This window comes from Westiellopsis prolifica IICB1, assembly GCF_004323185.1.
GTDB classification, from domain to species: Bacteria; Cyanobacteriota; Cyanobacteriia; order Cyanobacteriales; family Nostocaceae; genus Pelatocladus; species Pelatocladus prolificus_A.
Map to the genome: position 1 here is coordinate 28,850 of NZ_NAPS01000002.1, position 20,238 is coordinate 49,087.

20 protein-coding genes are annotated in these 20,238 nt (G+C 37.2%); 11 read left to right on the plus strand and 9 right to left on the minus strand.

Features of this window, described 5'->3' with window-relative positions; translation table 11 throughout:
• Window positions 1-499: 499 nt before the first annotated feature.
• On the minus strand, window positions 500-754 hold the full coding sequence (locus tag B4U84_RS14340; RefSeq protein ID WP_017309784.1) for a hypothetical protein: 255 nt from the start codon (window positions 752-754) through the stop codon (window positions 500-502).
• An 826-nt stretch (window positions 755-1,580) separates the two neighbouring features.
• Between B4U84_RS14340 and B4U84_RS14345 the strand changes: the two genes are divergently transcribed.
• The 4 genes from B4U84_RS14345 (at window position 1,581) to B4U84_RS14360 (ending at window position 5,331) form a co-directional block, all read left to right on the plus strand.
• Window positions 1,581-1,895 carry a hypothetical protein gene (locus B4U84_RS14345; protein WP_016864395.1) on the plus strand — a complete coding sequence of 105 codons (315 nt, stop codon included), beginning with the start codon at window positions 1,581-1,583 and terminating at the stop codon, window positions 1,893-1,895.
• Window positions 1,896-2,138: 243 nt separating this feature from the next.
• Window positions 2,139-3,344, plus strand: coding sequence for an ABC exporter membrane fusion protein (locus B4U84_RS14350; protein WP_131119011.1), 1,206 nt, complete (start codon window positions 2,139-2,141; stop codon window positions 3,342-3,344).
• A gap of 93 nt (window positions 3,345-3,437) precedes the next feature.
• Entirely contained in the window at window positions 3,438-4,610 is a 1,173-nt protein-coding gene (devC, locus tag B4U84_RS14355; RefSeq protein WP_131119014.1) for an ABC transporter permease DevC, read from the plus strand.
• 25 nt (window positions 4,611-4,635) lie between these two features.
• A complete protein-coding gene (locus tag B4U84_RS14360) occupies window positions 4,636-5,331 on the plus strand; it encodes a DevA family ABC transporter ATP-binding protein (RefSeq protein ID WP_131119016.1) in 696 nt (231 codons plus the stop codon).
• A 275-nt stretch (window positions 5,332-5,606) separates the two neighbouring features.
• Here the strand turns inward: B4U84_RS14360 and B4U84_RS14365 are convergent, their stop codons facing one another.
• Window positions 5,607-6,866 (minus strand): hypothetical protein, encoded by a 1,260-nt coding sequence (locus B4U84_RS14365; RefSeq protein ID WP_131119018.1) that lies wholly within the window; start codon window positions 6,864-6,866, stop codon window positions 5,607-5,609.
• Between the two features lie 1,099 nt (window positions 6,867-7,965).
• Between B4U84_RS14365 and B4U84_RS14370 the strand changes: the two genes are divergently transcribed.
• From B4U84_RS14370 to B4U84_RS14380, 3 genes are all read left to right on the plus strand, one after another.
• Entirely contained in the window at window positions 7,966-8,592 is a 627-nt protein-coding gene (locus tag B4U84_RS14370; RefSeq protein ID WP_131120973.1) for a hypothetical protein, read from the plus strand.
• Window positions 8,593-8,633: 41 nt separating this feature from the next.
• Window positions 8,634-9,839, plus strand: a complete 1,206-nt coding sequence (locus tag B4U84_RS14375) for a DUF4336 domain-containing protein (protein ID WP_131119020.1) — start codon at window positions 8,634-8,636, stop codon at window positions 9,837-9,839.
• Window positions 9,840-10,159: 320 nt separating this feature from the next.
• Entirely contained in the window at window positions 10,160-10,549 is a 390-nt protein-coding gene (locus B4U84_RS14380; RefSeq protein ID WP_131119022.1) for a Fur family transcriptional regulator, read from the plus strand.
• A gap of 13 nt (window positions 10,550-10,562) precedes the next feature.
• Here B4U84_RS14380 and B4U84_RS14385 read toward each other — a convergent pair whose 3' ends face one another.
• Window positions 10,563-12,554 carry an amylo-alpha-1,6-glucosidase gene (locus tag B4U84_RS14385; RefSeq protein ID WP_131119024.1) on the minus strand — a complete coding sequence of 664 codons (1,992 nt, stop codon included), beginning with the start codon at window positions 12,552-12,554 and terminating at the stop codon, window positions 10,563-10,565.
• A 443-nt stretch (window positions 12,555-12,997) separates the two neighbouring features.
• On the opposite strand from B4U84_RS14385, the gene B4U84_RS14390 reads away from it, so the two are divergent.
• On the plus strand, window positions 12,998-13,543 hold the full coding sequence (locus B4U84_RS14390) for an EF-hand domain-containing protein (protein WP_131119026.1): 546 nt from the start codon (window positions 12,998-13,000) through the stop codon (window positions 13,541-13,543).
• 145 nt (window positions 13,544-13,688) lie between these two features.
• Here B4U84_RS14390 and B4U84_RS14395 read toward each other — a convergent pair whose 3' ends face one another.
• Window positions 13,689-15,110 carry a sensor histidine kinase gene (locus B4U84_RS14395; RefSeq protein ID WP_131119028.1) on the minus strand — a complete coding sequence of 474 codons (1,422 nt, stop codon included), beginning with the start codon at window positions 15,108-15,110 and terminating at the stop codon, window positions 13,689-13,691.
• A gap of 117 nt (window positions 15,111-15,227) precedes the next feature.
• The gene (locus tag B4U84_RS14400; protein ID WP_131119030.1) at window positions 15,228-15,677 is read right to left on the minus strand and encodes a DM13 domain-containing protein; all 450 of its coding nucleotides are present in this window, start codon (window positions 15,675-15,677) and stop codon (window positions 15,228-15,230) included.
• A 258-nt stretch (window positions 15,678-15,935) separates the two neighbouring features.
• On the opposite strand from B4U84_RS14400, the gene B4U84_RS14405 reads away from it, so the two are divergent.
• Window positions 15,936-16,484, plus strand: a complete 549-nt coding sequence (locus B4U84_RS14405) for an NUDIX hydrolase (protein WP_131119032.1) — start codon at window positions 15,936-15,938, stop codon at window positions 16,482-16,484.
• Between the two features lie 168 nt (window positions 16,485-16,652).
• On the opposite strand, the gene B4U84_RS14410 is transcribed toward B4U84_RS14405, so the two are convergent.
• From B4U84_RS14410 to B4U84_RS14420, 3 genes are all read right to left on the minus strand, one after another.
• A complete protein-coding gene (locus B4U84_RS14410) occupies window positions 16,653-16,868 on the minus strand; it encodes a hypothetical protein (protein WP_017309798.1) in 216 nt (71 codons plus the stop codon).
• A gap of 131 nt (window positions 16,869-16,999) precedes the next feature.
• Window positions 17,000-17,305, minus strand: a complete 306-nt coding sequence (locus tag B4U84_RS14415) for an ArsR/SmtB family transcription factor (protein ID WP_131119034.1) — start codon at window positions 17,303-17,305, stop codon at window positions 17,000-17,002.
• 105 nt (window positions 17,306-17,410) lie between these two features.
• Complete coding sequence (locus tag B4U84_RS14420; protein WP_131119036.1) at window positions 17,411-18,001, minus strand: thioredoxin family protein; 591 nt, start codon at window positions 17,999-18,001, stop codon at window positions 17,411-17,413.
• Between the two features lie 120 nt (window positions 18,002-18,121).
• On the opposite strand from B4U84_RS14420, the gene B4U84_RS14425 reads away from it, so the two are divergent.
• Window positions 18,122-18,526, plus strand: a complete 405-nt coding sequence (locus tag B4U84_RS14425) for an NIL domain-containing protein (RefSeq protein ID WP_017309801.1) — start codon at window positions 18,122-18,124, stop codon at window positions 18,524-18,526.
• Window positions 18,527-18,561: 35 nt separating this feature from the next.
• On the opposite strand, the gene B4U84_RS14430 is transcribed toward B4U84_RS14425, so the two are convergent.
• Complete coding sequence (locus B4U84_RS14430) at window positions 18,562-19,641, minus strand: DUF3616 domain-containing protein (protein ID WP_131119038.1); 1,080 nt, start codon at window positions 19,639-19,641, stop codon at window positions 18,562-18,564.
• A 173-nt stretch (window positions 19,642-19,814) separates the two neighbouring features.
• Here B4U84_RS14430 and purS point away from each other — a divergent pair, with 173 nt between their 5' ends.
• Window positions 19,815-20,093 (plus strand): phosphoribosylformylglycinamidine synthase subunit PurS, encoded by a 279-nt coding sequence (gene purS / locus B4U84_RS14435; RefSeq protein WP_017309803.1) that lies wholly within the window; start codon window positions 19,815-19,817, stop codon window positions 20,091-20,093.
• The last annotated feature ends 145 nt before the right edge of the window (window positions 20,094-20,238 follow it).

Sequence of the window (20,238 nt, forward strand, 5' to 3'; positions counted from 1 at the left end):
TTTGTAGGCTCTATACAAAATAATCTTGAAGTAGTAATTAGGAGATAAATCATTGATTATTTTTACAGAGCGAGTTAGAATTCATATCTTTTAGGCTGCTACATAAGTTTTGAGATAGCTTTATGTTGGATTACTTCATAGAAATAAATTAATTTGATTAATTTATTTCTGTACGTAATATAATCCATGACTCTTGCTGCTTATTCTAGACTCCTTGCTTCTGTGTAGCAACTTATATGCAACAAACCAACTATTGTGATATAAAATTCTAAAGAAGTGTTTTTTATCAGGTAAGTGTCAATTCATATATCGGATTCCTATTTAATTTTTGAAAGTAAATAATTACAATTTATGTTTCATGTTTAGAGTTAAGTTCTCCCTACCTCAACTACTAAATTTATCAAACAGATAGGATTCCTATAACTACATTATTGGTCATTGATTCGTTGTTGATAATTTGATACATAATTGAGGAATTATGTCACAATTTCAACGTAGTTCATTCTGATTCAGTATCACTACTTTTCTTTCTAGATTCTGTCTGTTCTTGAGCAGCGGTTAATAGTCTTCGTTCAAGTTCGCTAATACTAATTCCAAGCTCAGAAGCGGTTTTGGTTTTCCATTCTTCCAGTTCAGAATCATGTTGATTGAGCCATTCATGCACTGCGATACGTGCCATTTCAGCTTTACGAGCCGTTTGGCGGGCTGCATGAAAAATTAGCCGCTGGTGATCAAATCTAGTTAATGAGAGCATGAATCGCTGTAATTTCATTCTCTTGAGGACGCGAATAACTTTAGCCACATCACCTATGTCCAACTTTTAATAACACTATCTCATCTACCAAGAGTTTATCTTCCAAAATTGCATATAAATTGTATATTCCCAGTCTTTCATGTCATGTTAATGCCATGAAAATCCGAGAATAAGACAAAAAATAACAGAAAATAAGTTAATATTCATCCTTGATTATTAAATCAGCTTACATTATTTATTCTGAAAATATCTAATCTATGAGTTTTGATTCCAAATTTATGTACTATTTATTACTATTTATTTATGCTGTTTAAGGATCTACTTCTAACTTGTTTTATTCAAGGATGGCGACATGAGATAGTTATACGCAGATTAATGTATAAACATCTACGAACAAAATTTGATATTTTAAAAATAGATTGTACAAGTCTAGATTTTAGAGAAAATTTATATTGTTATTTCCATTACAAATAAATGATACAAATTATTCTGCTTGATGATAGATGAATTAATTACAGTTTTCACTAAATTCTATTAATATATTTGCTTGCGAAAAGATGCTTGTTACTATTCATGCTAATAAATTACTTGCAATTATTTTTTGATTTTAAAGTTGTTGCATAGGAGTTGCATTTGAGTATCAAAAAGACTATGGTTAGTGATTAAATTGAATAAAGATAAAACTCCGTGTAGGAGGTAATGAGATTGCACATATTATCTACTTTAATAACTCTATTTCTTCATCTACCATTAGATATGATTACCACCTTGTGACATTCAGCTTTTACTTGATTAAAATTCCACTAGACTAAACGGAGTTGCTGGCATGAGACTATCTGAGCTAGATCCACTCATACCACTATCTAATTTAAGAGAAGAACTCCTCAAATTGCCAAAAGGCTACTGTTTTTATGAACAAGAACTTATAGAGTTTTTATCGAGACGACGATGGCCTGAAAACAATCGCCGTATTGATCGAACAACTTTTTGGCGATGGAGAAATGATAATGGAATTGAGCATCAGAAAGTTTTTAGTCGATTAGATCTTTTAAAACTCTGTCAGATTTGCGATCACTATCGTATAGATGGAACTCGCAGCGAGTACTTAGACATCATGAAAAGGAAAAAAGAGGTGTGCTAAATAAATAAGTAAAAATTTGAAGACAGAAATTCCTGATTGGCTGCTACTGCTACAGAGTGATGGATATTTTTCTGTAATCCATCCTCTGATAGCAACAAAAAAATCCGAAATGATCAGCCAATTTGATCTGGTTTACTTTCTACTATCAATATGACTGTAGAGGAGAGCTATTGCTATTCATCTCTCTTAAATTACATGAATAATTGCAAGAGAGTAGTATCCTTAACTAGGAAAACATAAATCATGGTGCAAAAACAAAAGCAGCCAGTTACGATACCTATAAATCAGTTGCCTATAATTTTGGCAATTGCTATGGCTCTAGGTATCAGTGCAATTTCTCTCTACGGCCTTTCTAGATTTAGACCACAGTCTGCAAATAATACTTCAGCTACCCCAATTAATTCCCCTGCGATTACTAATGTTGCTGCTCTTGGACGTTTAGAGCCTCAAGGAGAAGTGATTAATTTGTCTGCTCCTAATTCCCAAGGTGGTGTCCAAGTGGCAAAACTCCTTGTAAATAAAGGGGATAAAGTACGTAAAGGACAAGCAGTTGCACTGCTTGACAATTTCTATGTCCGTCTTGCAGCTTTAGAAAACGCTAAACAGCAAGTTCTAGTATCTCAAGCTAGTCTCAATCAGGTAAAAGCAGGGGCGAAAGCAGGAGATTTAGCTGCCCAAAAGGCGACTATTGCTCGTACAGAAGCTGAGTTAGATGGAGAAATGTCTACACAAAAAGCAACCATAGCTCGCTTACAGGCAGAATTACGTAATGCCAAAAGTGAAAATCAACGATATCAGATGTTGTACAAACAGGGAGCCATTTCAGCATCCGATGCGGATACTAAACGCTTGAGAATGGATACTGTCCAACAACAGCTCAATGAGGCAAAAGCTAACCGAAGCCGTATAGTAGACACTCTTCAAAAACAGTTAAGCGAAGCCAGAGCTAGGCTGGAAAGTATTGCTGAAGTTCGTCCTACCGATGTCCAAGCAGCTCAAACTGAGGTTGAAAAGGCAAAAACAGCAGTAGCACAAGCTCGTGCTGATCTGGATTTAAGTGTAGTGCGATCGCCTGTAGATGGGCAAATCATCAAAATTTATACTTGGCCTGGAGAAATTATTGGTAATCAAGGAATTGCTCAGATAGGTTACACAGACCAGATGTATGTGGTAGCAGAAGTCTATGAAACTGATATTAAAAAAGTGCATCTAGGTCAGTCAGCAATTATCACTAGCGATGCTTTTTCCGGCAAAATACAAGGAACAGTAACAGATATAGGCTTACAAGTTACCCAACAAAATATCTTTAGCAACAATCCAGGAGCAGATACAGATAACAAAGTAATTGATGTCAAAATTCGTATCAATAATCCAGAAGATAATCAACGAGTTGCAGCCCTTACTAACCTACAAGTAGAAGTGCTTATTAATCTTGTAAAATCTCAATGATACATACTTTTTGAGCAGATAAATCCTTCAGAAATATTTTGAGGATTTTCTTAAAAAAATTGCATTTTTAATCTCAGTTTTGAGGTTTACAAGATGATTAACAATATACCTGTAGCTTGGTTACAACTGGCTCGACAAAAACTTCGGTTTGTAGTAGCTTTGGCTGGTATTACGTTTGTTGCTGTTTTGATGTTCATGCAAATTGGCTTTCAAGATGCTCTCTATGACAGTGCTACACAAGTGCAGAAAAACTTAGCAGGAGATTTATTTATAATTAGTTCTCAATATAAATCTTTGACCTCAAATCAAAGTTTTCCACGTGTTCGTTTATATCAAGCATTAGGGTTAGATGATATCAAGTCAGTCATTCCTGTATATGTCCAATTTGCTAAACTCAAAAACCCAATTAATGGTCGTAAATTCCCTATATACGTGCTGGGTTTTGACCCAGCAGAATCTGTTTTTAGATTACCAGAAGTCGAGATTAATAAAAATCTTCTCAAACGTCCGAATGTAGTTTTATTTGATCGTGGTTCTCGATCAGAGTTTGGACCAATTGCAGAGAAATTTGAGCAACAAGAACCTGTCAGAATTGAAATATTTGGATATAATTCAACAATTGGCTACAAAGTTAAAGTTGGTGGCTTGTTTAAGCTTGGGCCTTCCTTTGGAGTTGATGGAAATTTAATGATTAGTTATTCAACTTTCATCAAGGTATTTGGAGACCGGACTGCTGATTATATAGATATAGGATTACTTACTCTCAAACCTGGTGCTGATCGCCAAAAAGTTTTAGCAAGTTTATCAGATCACTTACCCCAAGATGTAAAAGTGTTTACACGTCAGGGTTTTATTGATTTTGAAAAAAGCTATTGGAGCCTAAGAACACCTATTGGATTTGTATTTAATCTAATGGTAATTATGGCATTTATTGTTGGTGTAGTTGTTGTTTATCAAATACTTTATAGTAATATATCTAGCCACTTAGCCGAATATGCAACATTAAAAGCCATGGGATTTAAAAATAAATATTTGCTAGCTGTAGTTTTTCAACAGGCTGTAATTTTAGCAATCATAGGCTATATCCCTGGCATTTTTATATCTATGAGTCTATACGATTTGGCTAGTAATGCTACTAAATTACCAGTATTTATGAGTTATGACAAGGCATTAATCATTTTATTCTCTACACTTTTAATGTGTTTAACTTCAGCATTTTTATCAACAAATAAATTGCGGGCTGTAGATCCGGCGGACATTTTTTAATTTCATCACATAACAGAATAAATTCATGTTTCAACAAGAAATTGTTGTTTCCGTTAGAAATATCAATCACTATTTTGGTCAAAAAACATTACGAAGCCAGATTTTATTTGACATTAATTTGGTGATAAAATCTGGAGAAATTGTAATTATGTCTGGTCCATCTGGCTCAGGAAAAACCACTTTACTAACTTTGATTGGCGGTTTACGATCTGTTCAAGAAGGGAGCCTTAAATTTCTAGATTGGGAATTGCATGGGGCCAGTAATGAAAAGTTAGTGCAAGTACGACGCCAGATTGGCTATATTTTCCAAGCTCACAACTTACTGGATTTCTTAACAGCCCGCCAGAATGTACAAATGTCACTTGAACTACAAAAAAATCTTTCTTACCGACAGGCTCGTTTGAAATCAGAAGCAATGCTTCACGCTGTTAAATTGGGACATCGAGTTAATTACTATCCTACCCATCTTTCGGGAGGACAAAAGCAACGGGTAGCTATTGCTCGTGCTTTAGTCAGTCAGCCCAAATTAGTCTTAGCTGATGAACCGACTGCTGCTTTAGATAGTAAATCAGGTCGAGAAGTTGTAGAAATAATGCAGCTACTAGCTAAGGAACAGCGATGTGCTATTTTAATGGTTACTCATGACAACCGAGTTCTAGACATAGCAGATAAAATCATCCATATAGAAGATGGTCGGATAATTAAAGAAGAATTGTTTTAAACCAATCCGCCGGAATTCCCTATCCTTCTTGCTTGGATAAGATCAGGACTTACGCAAGATGTGACCGAAAACCTTATTCTTGCGTAGCGGTAATTCATGAATTACCGCAAATGCGCGTTATGTTTTGCGTAAGTCCTGAAGATAAATCAATTGACATTTAAATCATGTAGAAACGCGATATATCGCGTCTGGTACAACCCCAAAAATATGACGAAAAATCCTATTCCTTGCAGTATTGGGGATGGGAGCATCCTTCTACAGTAGAGTTAAAGTATTCATTTCTTAACTAAAATATATGCCGTGGCATATTCAGGTAATTGACTAATGTACTTGGTAAAATCTTTATTAGTCTTAAAAATACCTGCCAAAAAATCGAGCTGATAAAGATTTGGTAAAAATGCTCCGCCTGTATCGGCTATTACTCCCATTTTTAATTGTTTACTTTTACCTTGACCATACTCAATCACAATTACCCGACCTAAACCGATATTCAATACATCGCCTGCGAAAGTTACTCCTGGCTTAATGGAAATTTTTGCGTCAATCTTATATCCATAGCCTTTAATTGCATTCACTTTTCTAAAATACCAATAGCGCTTTTGTGCTGTTGGTTTCACACCTCGCACATAAGACATGCCGTTGTTTCTATCAACATTAAAAAACTCTCTCGTACCATCTGTAAAATTAATTAATATAGTTCCTTGCATCAAGGCTTCTTCTAAACCTTTGCGAGTCAAATAAGCAAGAGGTTCAACTTTACCATATTCTCTTCCACCAGGTTCATATATACCTGATAAAACATCCTGCTTGGTATATCTAGTATAAAATTTATCGCTCGTCAAATTATCTTTTAAACTGTAAATTGGTATATTATAAGTAGAAGTTTTTTTATGAGATCCTGTATGGGTGAAAACAGCATACTTAGTAATTCTGAGCCGTTTTTGCTGAGGGTTCTGTGGCTTATAAGCAGACCATTTAATTACTTTAAAATTAGTATTAATAAAATTAGGATCTTGTAAGCGAGTCGTACGATTATTAGCGATATCTTCTTTTAATACCGCAATCATAAAATCTAGGGTTTTCAGTGTGTCTTGGACACTAACACCCGTAGTTCCTAGTAATCCTGTTCGGAGAATATCTGGATCTTGATTAGCGTGGTCTTGATAATATTTTCTCGTGTTAGTAAGGACAAATAATAAATCTTTTTGATTGAAATTAACTTTATTCTTTGGTAAGTTGGCAGCAGAAATAATTTTATTACCGTTAACGCTATATTTATACTTTTTAAATTCATCAATAACCTTATATGGTGCAGAAGCTGAAATCAATTCTGCTCTTGATAGAAAATCATTTTGTTTACCTAGATTATTTCCTGGCAATTTTGTAGTAGTTATAGGTTTTGGTGGAACAGAAGCTAGAGAAATTTGCTGTTGAGTGTTGGACTGAGTATGTAAACAGTCACCGACCAAACCAGCAGATAATAAAGTAGCAAAAGCAATAAGCAGACGAAATGTTTGATTAAATAAAATACTCATAACTATAAAAATTTAATTTCGGAGAAAGTTTTGTGTTCTAAATTGTAATTTTAAATTATAATTTAACTGTAATTTCACATTAAAACTTAAAATATTAATAGTTATCTTATATCTTGCACCTAGCCCTAAATTAAAATTTGGGCTGAAAGCTAAAGTCGGTTCAAGACCGACTGGCTCAGGTTTTAAGTCATTCAGGATGGTTTCATTTATCCGCTTTCTTGTACCCTGCTCGGAATTATCGGTCATGTTGAGGTACTACTTCGCCACGCAAATTTTGACAGGTTGCGAGGGGTTAGATCCCCGACTTTTTAAAAAAGTCGGGGATCTGGCCAACTTGTCAAAATCAATATGGTGAACTAGTACTTCAAACTCGTGTTGAGGTACTTCAAAGTCGTGTTGAGGTACTTCAAACTTGTGTTGAGGTACTTCAAACTTGTGTTGAGGTACTTCAAACTTGTGTTGAGGTACTTCAAACTTGTGTTGCTGTACTACTAGCTCAAATTGCTTTATGACTACTTCAAAAAATCAAAAGATCTCCTTGAAACATGCTTTAGCTTGCANGGTACTTCAAACTCGTGTTGAGGTACTTCAAACTCGTGTTGAGGTACTTCAAACTCGTGTTGAGGTACTTCAAACTCGTGTTGAGGTACTTCAAAGTCGTGTTGAGGGGGAGCATCCCAAATGTTTAATACCATTTCACGTTAATAGCGATACATATGAATTTTGTCCCAGACGCGATATATCGCGTCTCTACAGGGTCTGTATTTGTATCAAGATTTTTGTGAAATGGTATAACAACCCGCCTGCGATTTCAATCGCAGTCTCATAGTTCAAGTCTGCTGAAGCAGACTAAGTAAGTCGGTAGGAATAAACCAAACTATATTACAGAAAGTAAATAACCCTAAAATCCTTACCAATGACCAATAACCAATGACCAATGACGACCTCAACAAGTTAGCTTTATTTATGCCGACTTACTTAATTTATGAAGCAGTATTGACTGTTGAGGTACTTTCAAATCGTGTAATTAATTTTGTCTAAGTACTTATTGGTTGTTACGATCGCAAACAGCAAACATAATTTAAAAAGGGTTAACTCAATGCGATCGCCTGACTTAACATCACCAAATTTAGCAGATTTTACAACCATACTTGATCAAGCTGTGTCTGCATATCGCAAAGAAATAGGCGATCGCCCCAAGGCTTCAGCAGTGGTAAATGCCTTATTACAAGCAGAAAAAGCGACTAAACAACAAAAAATTCAGTATTCTTTTACATCTTTACTCGGTCAATGGCGACTATATTTTATCACAGGCACTCGTAAATTTAAAAAGCGGGGAGGAATTGAATTAGGTAGAGGTTTTTATCTACCAAAATTAGCATCAGCACACATTTGTTTTGCTCCTACAGATATAGCCGATGGTAAAGGCGAAATTGGCAATCAGGTACAACTTGGCCCCTTGTTGTTAAAACTCACAGGCCCAGCCAAATATTTAGGCAAGAAAAACTTGTTGACTTTTGATTTTACTCAAATGCACATCAGTTTGTTTGGTCGTGTTGTTTATAAACAACAGATTCGAGGTGGTGAGAGTCAAACAGAGGATTTTTACAATCAAACTATTGCCAAACTTCCGTTTTTTAGCTTCTTTTTGATCACAGAAAATTTGATTGCAGCGCGTGGACGTGGAGGTGGTCTAGCGATTTGGATTAGAGATAAAATATTCTGAGTCTTGGGGATTGGGAGGAGCGAGTCGTGGAAAAAACCACGATGAAGGGGCAAAATATGCAAACACAACAGGATGGTATTTCTTTAAAAGATTGGTCTTGGGCTTTTTGGCCTATTTTACCACTCTACCCTTTTGGCAAACGACGCACACTCCGCCAAGAAGTAGTTAAGGATACGATCTGGACTTTTGATCAGATACAAGGCATTTTCTATGTTGTTGTGCCAATTCGCATGACTGTTGTGAAGCTAGAAACAGGTGGACTTCTCGTTTATGCACCGATCGCACCAACTCCAGAGTGTATACGTTTAGTTGAAGAATTAGTTGCAGAACACGGGGATGTTAAATATATTATCCTGCCTACTATTTCTGGTTTAGAACATAAAGTCTTTGTCGGCCCTTTTGCGAGACGCTTTCCCCAAGCACAAGTGTTTGTAGCCCCGAAACAGTGGAGTTTTCCTCTCAATTTACCCCTGAGTTGGCTGGGTTTACCTTTGGGACGTACTCATGTACTCCCAGCAAATAGTAGTGATGTACCCTTTGGTAATGAGTTTGACTATGCAATTCTTGGCCCTATCGAGTTGGGACCAGGACGATTTGCGGAAGTTGCATTTTTCCACAAGCGATCGCGAACACTCCTAGTTACAGATATAGTCTTGTCTATTCCCTCTGAACCACCACCAATAGTTCAACTTGATCCCTATCCTCTACTATTTCATGCTAAAGACGATGCTTTCCACATTGTTTTTGATACTGAGGCTAACCGTTGTAAGGGATGGCAAAGAATTGTATTATTTGCTTTTTACTTCCGACCAAGTGCGCTAGAAGTAATTGGCACGGGGCAAGTTTTTCGTCATGCATTGGGCGCTCCAGATCGTTCCAAGAAAGCCTATTTTGGTTTGTTTCCCTTTAAGTGGAATAATTGGCAACAATCTTTTCATACCCTACGCGGGGATGGACGTTTGTTTGTAGCGCCAATCCTACAAACTCTGATTCTGAACCGAGATCCACAGGAAACTATCAAATGGGCTAACCAAGTCGCTAGTTGGGATTTTTTGCGGATTATTCCTTGTCATCTCGACTCACCCATTGACGCAACCCCAAGTCAATTTCGACAAGCTTTTAGTTTTCTTGAAAAAACAGAAAATCCTCTTCAGTCTTTACCGGGAGAAGATTTAAAATTTTTAAATGAACTTTCACAAGGATTAAGCGATCGCGGGATTACGCCAGCAGCCAAAGAAAGAGTATAGATATAGATATAGTTGTAGATTTATGGCAATAGTTTTGAAATAGATATTGGATAATGAGAAAACACAAAGACATATATAGCAATCCTAAATCATTCATGAGAGGCGAGATCCCCGACTTCTTAGAGAAGTCGGGGATCTGGGATTCCGTGTTTTCTCACAACTCAATTAGGACTCCTATAGAATCTGTCAGCATAAACGAAGCATGTGCAGTAGTATAAAAAGATGCGAAAAAAGCTAAAAACCACTGAAAATAACCATTTTGAGCATTTAATCAGCACCTTTTTGATTTTTAAACTCAAAACCCTTATACAGTAATGATTATGAGAACTCGCAGTCAAGAGCGGATTCTGAATCTTCTCAAAACCGTCAAACAAAGCATTTCCGCCCAAGATATTTATGTGGAATTGCGTAACCGCGACCAAAGTATGGGTCTGGCAACAGTTTACCGCTCTTTAGAAGCCTTAAAACTCGAAGGTATGGTACAATTGCGGACATTGGCTAACGGCGAAGCCCTCTATAGCTTAGTGCAGCAAGATAAGCATCATCTCACCTGTCTGCAATGTGGTACTTCGATTCCAATTAATCAGTGTCCAGCCCATGAACTAGAAGCACAATTACAAGTTACCCATAATTTTAAAATTTTTTACCATACCTTAGAGTTTTTTGGATTATGTAATAAATGTTACATGAGCCAAGCTGCTGTGGATTGATATTTATCGGTGTTCAAGTAGACATGATATCAGTTGCTAACCAAGCCCGTAGTACTTCCGCTACTGTCCAAGCTTGAGCAATGCAACCCCGTGCTGTCATCGGAGGATCGCCATCAAAGATTTCGCTCAGACTACCAAGTCCATGGGCGTGTAGGTGATTTGCCATTGGCTCAAGAAATTGCCGTGCTTGGGCAGGATCTTTGTAAACTCGTAGATGTGCCTGTACAAAGGGGCCAATTAACCATCCCCATACTGTTCCCTGATGATAAGCACTATCCCGTTGCAGTTGATCGCCGCCATAATGTCCTTGATATTGAGAATGTTCAGTTGTAAGCGATCGCAATCCGTGGGAAGTCAGCAACATTCTTGCACAAGCGTCAACAACACCTTTTTGTTGAGTCGGATTAAGGGGACTTTCAGGTAAACAGACAGCAAAAATTTGGTTGGGACGTAAGGAAAGATCATCACCATCAGGCCCATCAAGAACATCGTAGCAGTAACCTGTTTCTTGATTCCAAAAGCGCGAGAATCTGACCAAAGCTCGCTCCGCGATCGCGTCATACTCTTGGTGGGGTTTACGAATATGGCGAGCAAAGTTAGCCATTGTGCGTAATGCATTATACCAGAGGGCATTGACTTCAATCGGTTTGCCAATCCGGGGCGTCACAACCCAATCACCGACTTTAGCATCCATCCAAGTCAACTGCACTCCCGCTTCCCCAGCATAAAGCAGCCCGTCTGCTGCATCTAAATGGATATTGTAGCGAGTACCACGACAGTGCCAATCGATGATATCTGCCAGGATGGGAAACATGTCTTCTAAGAAGTCATCATCTTCTGTGGCGTTGTAGTAAGCGCGTAAAGCTTCAAAATACCAGAGAGTAGCATCCACGGTGTTGTATTCTGGTGTTTCGCCTGCATCTGGGAAACGATTGGGAAGCATTCCCTGGTTGACATACTTGGCAAAAGTGCGGAGAATGTAACGGGCAATTTCCGGGCGACCTGTAGAGATGGTCAGTCCAGGTAAACTAATCATGGTATCTCGTCCCCAATCACTAAACCAGTGATAGCCTGCGATGATCGTTTTGCCATGCATGTCATCGGGCAAGGAACGATCTACAATAAATTGATCAGCAGCTAAAACTAGATGGCTTACCCAAGCAGGAGTTTCTTTAGCGTGAGAGGGACGGTTAATTTTCCAAAGATTGATTAACTTTTGTTCTTGAGCATGGCGAAGTCTGAGAGTTGTTTCACCATGCAAATCTGGTTGCTTGTCTGTGCTAGCAACAAAGGTCAAGGCTTCACCAGGGTTGAGAGTAATTTGGAAAGTTGCGGCGTGTAAATGATCTTCGCTATCACTCAATCCCCGGTAACGTTCTACAGCCAAGTTAAATCCATAATACCAATTATGTGCTGGAATAGTGCTAGCATGATCGCAGAGCAAATAAAGCGGTACAGCAGTTGGGTAGGCTGTTACACAAATTCCTTGGGAAACAGGTTCCACACTCATTTGCCAGTTGTTGCTTTGGGTACTGCCATGATAATCTCGGTAGTTGACTAATGCTTTGAGTGTTAGCTGTAATGGTGCAGAAGCACGACGTAATACATAGCGTACATAGGTAGTGTTCGCGCCCTGTTGCATCCAAACTCGCTTTTCTAAGAGCGCATCAGCACAAGCAAAGTGCCATACGGGAATAGTTCCTTCTAAAGAAAAACGTTCTATGTGCTGGTAACCTTGAGGACTGACAATTTCATCCGCCCAACGATTTGTGTGTAAAGGGTAAAGACGATCAACATACAAAGCCGTTTCATCTAACTTGGCTAACATGAGAGTACGAGCCAAAGGCGGCTTGAGGGCTGCTATGAGTAACCCATGATAGCGACGACTGAGCAAACCTGCTACTGTACCAGAGGCGTATCCACCGATACCATTAGTGACTAGCCATTCTCGTGACTCTGCTAAATCGAGAGTACCGCAAATTTCCCTGCCAAAATCAATGCACATATCACTGCATACCTGTTTGGAATCGCTATTTTGATTATCCGTCGCGATTTTTACATCAGACGGAGAAGTTAATTAAGAGTTGCTAAGAAATATAGAGAGTAAAACTCTCCGTTCGCGTAATCAAGAATAAATTTGATGAAATAAAGGATATTTCAGAAGGCAGAAGGGAACCCACCCTTAAAAGAATGGGATTGAAACAATGATGTTTTATACCTCAATGCAATCAGTTTCAGTATAATTATTGATCTAAACTCGGCTTTAGACCCAGAACTAAAGTTTCAATTAACACTTCCAAACCTTCTGCCTTCTGCCTACCTACACGCCCGCTGCTCTGCGTCTACGATCCTCTCCTCTGCCTTTCTATGTAAGCGCTCCTCACAATGTTTGAAATTGTACCTAGTTTATGGTATTAAAAAGTTAATCTTTGTAAGAGTGTCTAACTCATGATATCTGAACTACTAAAGAAAAAATTGGCAGTTCTTTTCCAAGGCTTAGATGTCGATAAAAACGGATTTGTAGAGCGAGAAGACTTTGATCAAATTACTAGTAATTTGGCGCGGATACGTGGTTGGGAACCCGGTTCACCCGATTATGAAAATCTGCATAATCAGCTGCTGTTAATGTGGGAACAGTACTGGATTGATGCCGATCTTGATAAAGACAACAAAGTTTCTTTAGATGAATTCGTTGAAAGTTACAGCAAGCAATTCGCTATAGATAGTGACTCTTCAGTAGCAGCTTGGGAACAGCCGATGGCGACTTTGTTTGACGTAATAGACATCAATGGTGACAATAAAATTGGTTTAGAAGAATACAAGCAGTTGCTCACGGCGTTTGGTTTTAATGCGAGTGGGTACGAAGAAATTTTTCAACAACTCGATACCAACGGTGACGGTTATATTTCCAAACAAGAGTATTTACAGCTTATAAAAGAATTCTGTGGGGAGAACCCAGAAGCTACTGGAAATTTGTTTTATGGTTATTACTGAACTCACCCTTTGTGTCATCAAGAATGAATTTAATTAAATAAGGGAACATCTATCACCACTTGGTCGATAATTTCTCTTAGTTCTAGTTGATTACACAAATGGTGAGGTAAAAGGATAATGAATTGTAGAAAAAATTTAGCCCAGATTATTTTACGGGCAATATCACAGTAAATATACTACCTTCACCTAAGCGCGATCGCACTGATACTTTCCCACCCATACCTTCTACTAATGTCTTTACAATTGATAATCCCAAACCTGTACCACCAGTAGCTTGATTCCGAGATTCATCTATGCGATAAAACCTCTCAAAAATTCGAGATTGATGTTGTAAAGGAATACCATAACCTTGATCACACACTTGCATAATCACCTCTTTTTCTTGTTGATTTGCATTTAGAAATATGGGTGTATTCGGTTCAGAATACTTAACAGCATTATCAATTAGATTTAGCAATACTTGTTTCAGGCGATTATAATCTGCTTTCACCTGTAATGATTCAGCATTGACAACATATTTAATTTCTCGACCACTGTAACTTTCTGACATTTCTACGAGTTCAATTAACAAGTCATTTAATACAAAAGACTCAAGATGTAAATGTAGATGACCACTATCTGCTCGTGCTAAATCTAGTAAATCTTCTAATAGATGAATAATACGTTTTGCTTCTGAAGCAGCAGTTTCTAATGCTTCTTGTTGAACTTCTGTTAAATTATCTTGTCGTCGTAAAACACTTTGTAAATAACCATATACTATTGTTAAAGGTGTACGTAACTCATGAGAAACATTACTCACAAATTGTCGCTCTTGTTCCCAAGATTGAGACAAACGTGATAAAATCATGTTGAAAGCTTGAGCTAATTCTCTCACTTCCCTTGGTGCATGATTTACAGATAATTGTGCTTGTGATAAATCTACAACAGAAATCACTGCTGTCATTTGACTCAAATCACGCAAGGGTTGTAAAGAATACCGCACGTAAAATGCGATTACCACAGATATAACTACAACGATCAAAAAACTCGCGATACTCAAACTATGTACTATTTCCAAAAACATTGTTTGCTCACGAGTAATATCTTGTACTACAAATAATTTTCCCAGCACTTTTCCCTGTACCCGTAAAGCTTCACTAGATAACACAAAATAACGTTGGTTAATTTGATGAACTTGTGGAGTAATTGGCATTTCAGCTATAGACATTAACTCAGATAATATCGCACTAGATAAATTATCTGAAGTTCTAGATTGTGCTAAAAATTTTTCTTCAGGACTTTTAACCCATAAAAATATATTCTTAGTTGTCAAATTGTTAATAGTTTTTTGTAAACCCACTTCTGGAGGCATCATTTCACTATACAATTCCACATCATGTGGAAAACGTACAGCAAGATTTTCTATATTTTGCTTATGACTATTAATTAAAAGTTGCTGCATTTTCCAGGTTGTCCAGATAGCAATACCACCATTACCCAAAGCAGAAAGTACAGCAATACCAATTGTGAGCCGTAACCTTAATGAAAAAGTATCTATTTTTCTAGCAATTGCATTGATTATATTCACTATGATCTAAGAGTCTTTTATGAGAAAAGGTTAAAGGTGAAGGGAAAAGAGAAATTGCATTTCTTTAACCCTCTCACCTTTCCCATTTCCCGACTAATTCCACTAATTATACTAAATTCATATACCTAAAGGCGCATAACCAAAAGTTGCATTGAACTGACGACACCAAATTGCTACAGATTTATAATCTACTAAATTTACATTATTAGGAAGAATATAGCGTTGATTACCGCTTGTTTTTTGTAAAGCAGCAATTTTGAGATAATCTTTTTCTTGAATTCCAGATATCGGTACTGTTTCGTTTCGGTACAAAATTACAAATAAGTCAGGGCCTTTGCTTGTTTTAAAACTTTCATTTAATTCTAGATAGCGTTTACCATTCTCTGTGACAACTTTAACGTTTCCTTGAGTAGGATGTTCCGCAGCAACAAAGGTTCCTGATTGAGATACCTCAGCGCTAGCTACAGCTTGGGTTTCATTCACTGGTTGCTTGGAGTCTACATTCTTTGTACAACTAAAAGTCAAGAAAGTAAAAATACTTACAATTGCTAATATTTCGACTTTCATAATTACAGTACCCTCTGAATTTATTAATAATTCCAATCTAATGTCTGAGATGACTGAAAAAATTAATTTAAGCTGAGAGTTTGTTAAAAAATATAATTAAGTAAGTTGGCGCTAATATTTATAGCTATGTTAAGAAATTTAAATGTAGGGTGCGTTATGCTGTAAGCTAACGCACAGTCAAACAACTAAATCCTCGACTTTATAAAAAGTGGGGGATCTGAGCTTTTCGATTATTACAAATAATAAGAAATAAAATCTATGCAAGAATTACAAAAATGGAAATTATTACAATCAAAATTGGTATTAAACCATCCTTGGTGTCAAGTTAGGCAAGATGAAATTCTCCTACCAACTGGCAAAATTATAGATGATTATTTTGTCCATATTAAACCAGAAGTAGCGATAATTTTAGCTATCACTACCAACCAAGAAGTTGTCTTTGTCCGTCAATATAGACACGCAGTAGAAGATTTTTTTATAGAACTACCAGCAGGTAGTTTTGATCCTAATCAAGAAAGTGCTGAAATAGCAGCTAAAAGAGAACTACAGGAAGAAACTGGCTATACAGCGACAGAAATTAAAAAAGTAGCTACTTTATATGATCGACCTAGTAAAGATACCAATCAATTACATTTATTTTTAGCAAAAGATGTCATCAAAACAAGTGAACAAGAATTGGATGTTACAGAAGAAATCGAAGTTATTTTAATACCTGTTGAATCGGTTTTAGAAAAAATTATCCAAGGAGAAATTCGTGTAGCTGGTAGTATTGCTGCTCTCTTCTTAGGTTTAAATTTAAGTAAATAGAAGATCGCATTTGCTATTTTCGCTCTAAAAAATTAGTGATCAGTTATAAATTTTACTACTTACTGTTAACTACTTCCTAACTAATTTTAAGTTTTAAGGGCGCAAGTCCTTGCGCCACTACTAAACAATTTAAATCAACATTATATTTATTCACATCAATTTACAAATCTAAAATTTTGGTTGAGGAATATATAGTTGCATCAGTCCTAGTAATAGTAACACAAAGCCAATTTGTACTAGTGAGGGAGCCAATATTAACCCCATCGTGAAAAGCATTCCTCCACTAAACACGATCGCAATGCGATAGACTTCCTCGCGTATTTTTACTCCCAGAACAATAGCACTTAAACCAATCATTAATAAGAACAAATAGCTTGCTAGCATACTTATCTCCTTCAATAGAGCGTTCGCTATCCATCGCACTTACACAATAGCAGTATTTTTAGTCTTAGAGATATCGAACAATTTCGATATAAGATAATAAAAACAAATTCCGACTAAGTATAGTTTTTTATTTATATATCAGTTGCAACATGAGTCACAAACACAGAAAAAGCTTCTTCATTGCGACGATAGTAAGTACACTGTCCTACTCTGGTTGAGACAACTAATCCCGTATCTTCTAGCATGGACAAGTAATGAGAAATTGTAGACTGAGCCAAACCAGTTTTTTTCTGGATACTACTTACACAGACTCCAACGTTACGAGGATCTACATCCTGACAGGGAAAATTTACCTCCGGTTCCTTTAACCAGTGCAAAATTTGTAGCCTAGTTTCATTCGCCAGGACTTTAAAAATATCAGTATCTTTGCTATCCATATTCCAAAATTATATCGATTTTTGTCGATATATCAATTTTATTTGATAATTAGTGAGTCAATGAGCAATAGTAAACCGGGTGGACTCTGGACAATTGACCAATTTCTAATTCACCACTTGACTACCATGACTACGAGGGTCATCTTGACTACCTGATAATGGTACTGATTTAACAACTTTGGATACTTGTCCACTAGCTTGAGCATAGGGTAGGGGTGAACCAACTACCAAGGCTTCTAAATTACTTGCCATAATAGTGGTGGGTTGATTCCCGATCGCTTGTGCAACAGGTTCTCCCTTGTCACTTAAAAACACAAAGTGGGGAATACCATCAATTCGATACTTTAACATCTCTGGTAGCCACTTGCTATTATCCACATTCAGCATCACAAAATTAACTTTTTCTGTATACTGCTTTTCTAATGTGGCGATCGCTGGTGCCATTTTCTGGCATACAGCACACCAGTCAGCATAAAATTCCACTAGCGATGGCTTACCATTTGTCAAAGCTACTTCTAAAGGAGTAGATTCTTCACCCAACTGAGTCAGAGAAACTGTGTTAGTCTGGGATTTCAATCCCAAAACTAGTATGACACTAAGAGCGATCGCCACTATTGCGACTAAAAAGTTTCTGATCCGCGTCCCGGTGTTTAATTCTGACTTAGTTGGAGATTTCCCAGAAGTATCTATACTCATAACAGATTATTAAAACTTATTAAGTAGTGTTATTTTCAGTTTACCGTTTTATTTTAAAAGGCAAAGTCCAATTCGGAATTCAAAATTATTTCCCAATCCTCAATCTCTATTTCCAGAACCGTGAAAAAACGAGTTACCCTCACCTTTCCTAAACGTGCCATCCAAATGCCAGTTACCTACCGACTAGCAAAAGAATTTAATGTGGCTGCGAATATTATCCGCGCTCAAGTAGCACCAAATCAAATTGGTAAATTGGTAGTAGAACTTTCTGGGGATATAGATCAATTAGATGCTGCGATAGAGTGGATGCGATCGCAAAACATCAGTGTCTCTCATACCTTGGGAGAAATAGTCATAGACGAAGAGGTTTGTGTTCACTGTGGTTTGTGTACAGGAGTTTGTCCTACCGAAGCTTTAACCCTGAATCCGCAAACCAGCAAATTGACATTTACGCGATCGCGCTGCATTGTCTGTGAACAGTGTATACCAACCTGTCCAGTCCAAGCCATTTCCACAAATATTTAATTAGTAGTTAGTAGTTAGTTGTTACTAGTTAGCTGTTAACCATCCCCCTTCCCTTGTCCCAACTCAAACACATCTGCAATCACACCACCATCACCCACTAATCTAGTTTTGGCTGGAGAATCGTAAATTACCAGTAGCGAAGGTGTTCCAGTTATATCTTCAAACAAAGCTATTCCTTCTGCATGATCATCTTGCTTACCAAAGGGAATATCTAGTACATGTTCAGGGTAGTGTATGACATCATTTTGCAAGTTAACACCAACTTGCAAACGATAAACTTGCACTGGTCCATCTAAATCCATCGTCGGTCCTGCTAGGATCAGTAAATCTTCGCCAGCTAAATGTAAGTCTCTAATTCCCAAACCATATAAAAATACAAAATGCTTTTTGTAGCATTGATTTTTTTCTGCTATTGGCTTTAATGTTAATACTTCTGTTTGAGAAAGTTCTACCTCTATTTCCAAGATTACAGCCCAACCCCGCAATACCGGACCGCGCAAACCCAGAAAAATTCGATTTTGATAAACTGCGATACCTTCTATATCAAAGCCATTTTCTTTACCAGGAATTTTAGCAGTGATAAAAAAACCTAGATGAGGATCATCTTTCAAAACTTCCATCAAGACATTTTCAAACTCAGTTAATTGCAACTTAGCAGCAGTTAACTGCACATTTGATTTTTTGGGATGGGGACAAGATCTATGTAATTCTCCTTTAACTAGGGGAATGCGTGCTAAAGTGTACCTGTTTGGTTCCGATTTAATTTCAGCTAGTCTCTGAATATTTTCAATATCTAATTTATCTGGTTTAGTTTTCTTGCGTTTCCAGCTATGGGAACCAACAATCCACAGATAACAGTCGTCCTCACTATATTCAATACCCTCAATATCAATTTCTTCGTCTTCTGGTCCAGGTAAATCAATAAAATTTGCTACACGAAACTGTTTATGTTCACCAAAATTATTAGCATCAATATAAGATAGACGTTCAATAGTTGAAGTCTCATCAGAACCAAGCCATAAATGCTTATCAGGTGTTAGCATTACTGCCGATAAGTCTTTTCGGTATTTTTTAAAGCTATCGGTAAATGTGAGTAAAACTTTGTTTAACAAAATAAATTTCGCCTGTAATTTATTTACCTATTTCCTATTTTATCATGTGTTATTAAATGTATGATTTGATACTAATTAATGATTGATTTTAACGCCAGTGACTTATCATCTTTAAATTTTCGCTGAACTGCAACATAAAGATATAGTATGAGCGTAGCAGCATTCAGCAAAAGTCAGTGCAAAGGAAGTATCGAGCCAAAATTTTTGTCACACTCCGTCCTTCAGTTTTAGACCCTGCTGGTGTAGCAGTGCAATCTGGGCTGAAGCAAATGGGATACAATAACGTAGAACAAGTGCGGATTGGCAAGTATATAGAGGTCACCTTGATCTCACCAGATGAAAACTCTGCGCGTCGAAATCTGGATCAGATCTGTGACCAGATGTTAGCAAATCCAGTAATTGAAAATTATCGGTTTGATTTAATTGAAGTGGAATCACAGACTGGAGTGATCTAGGGGATCGGGGATCGGGGACACGGGGATCGGGGATCGGGGATCGGGGATTGGGGGGACAAATGACAAATGACCAATGACCAATGACCAATGACCAATGACCAATGACCAATGACAAATGACAAATGACAAATGACAAATCGTAACT

Excerpts from the sequence above, each read along its gene's own strand:
- B4U84_RS14390 (WP_131119026.1), top strand. The coding sequence starts at position 12,998 with ATGATATCTGAACTACTAAAGAAAAAATTGGCAGTTCTTTTCCAAGGC.
- B4U84_RS14400 (WP_131119030.1), bottom strand. The coding sequence starts at position 15,677 with ATGAAAGTCGAAATATTAGCAATTGTAAGTATTTTTACTTTCTTGACT.
- B4U84_RS14340 (WP_017309784.1), bottom strand. The coding sequence starts at position 754 with ATGCTCTCATTAACTAGATTTGATCACCAGCGGCTAATTTTTCATGCA.
- B4U84_RS14365 (WP_131119018.1), bottom strand. The coding sequence starts at position 6,866 with ATGAGTATTTTATTTAATCAAACATTTCGTCTGCTTATTGCTTTTGCT.
- B4U84_RS14415 (WP_131119034.1), bottom strand. The coding sequence starts at position 17,305 with ATGGATAGCAAAGATACTGATATTTTTAAAGTCCTGGCGAATGAAACT.
- B4U84_RS14345 (WP_016864395.1), top strand. The coding sequence starts at position 1,581 with ATGAGACTATCTGAGCTAGATCCACTCATACCACTATCTAATTTAAGA.
- B4U84_RS14350 (WP_131119011.1), top strand. The coding sequence starts at position 2,139 with ATGGTGCAAAAACAAAAGCAGCCAGTTACGATACCTATAAATCAGTTG.
- B4U84_RS14380 (WP_131119022.1), top strand. The coding sequence starts at position 10,160 with ATGAGAACTCGCAGTCAAGAGCGGATTCTGAATCTTCTCAAAACCGTC.
- B4U84_RS14375 (WP_131119020.1), top strand. The coding sequence starts at position 8,634 with ATGAAGGGGCAAAATATGCAAACACAACAGGATGGTATTTCTTTAAAA.
- B4U84_RS14370 (WP_131120973.1), top strand. The coding sequence starts at position 7,966 with ATGCGATCGCCTGACTTAACATCACCAAATTTAGCAGATTTTACAACC.
- B4U84_RS14410 (WP_017309798.1), bottom strand. The coding sequence starts at position 16,868 with ATGCTAGCAAGCTATTTGTTCTTATTAATGATTGGTTTAAGTGCTATT.
- B4U84_RS14360 (WP_131119016.1), top strand. The coding sequence starts at position 4,636 with ATGTTTCAACAAGAAATTGTTGTTTCCGTTAGAAATATCAATCACTAT.
- B4U84_RS14385 (WP_131119024.1), bottom strand. The coding sequence starts at position 12,554 with ATGTGCATTGATTTTGGCAGGGAAATTTGCGGTACTCTCGATTTAGCA.
- devC (WP_131119014.1), top strand. The coding sequence starts at position 3,438 with ATGATTAACAATATACCTGTAGCTTGGTTACAACTGGCTCGACAAAAA.
- B4U84_RS14405 (WP_131119032.1), top strand. The coding sequence starts at position 15,936 with ATGCAAGAATTACAAAAATGGAAATTATTACAATCAAAATTGGTATTA.
- B4U84_RS14420 (WP_131119036.1), bottom strand. The coding sequence starts at position 18,001 with ATGAGTATAGATACTTCTGGGAAATCTCCAACTAAGTCAGAATTAAAC.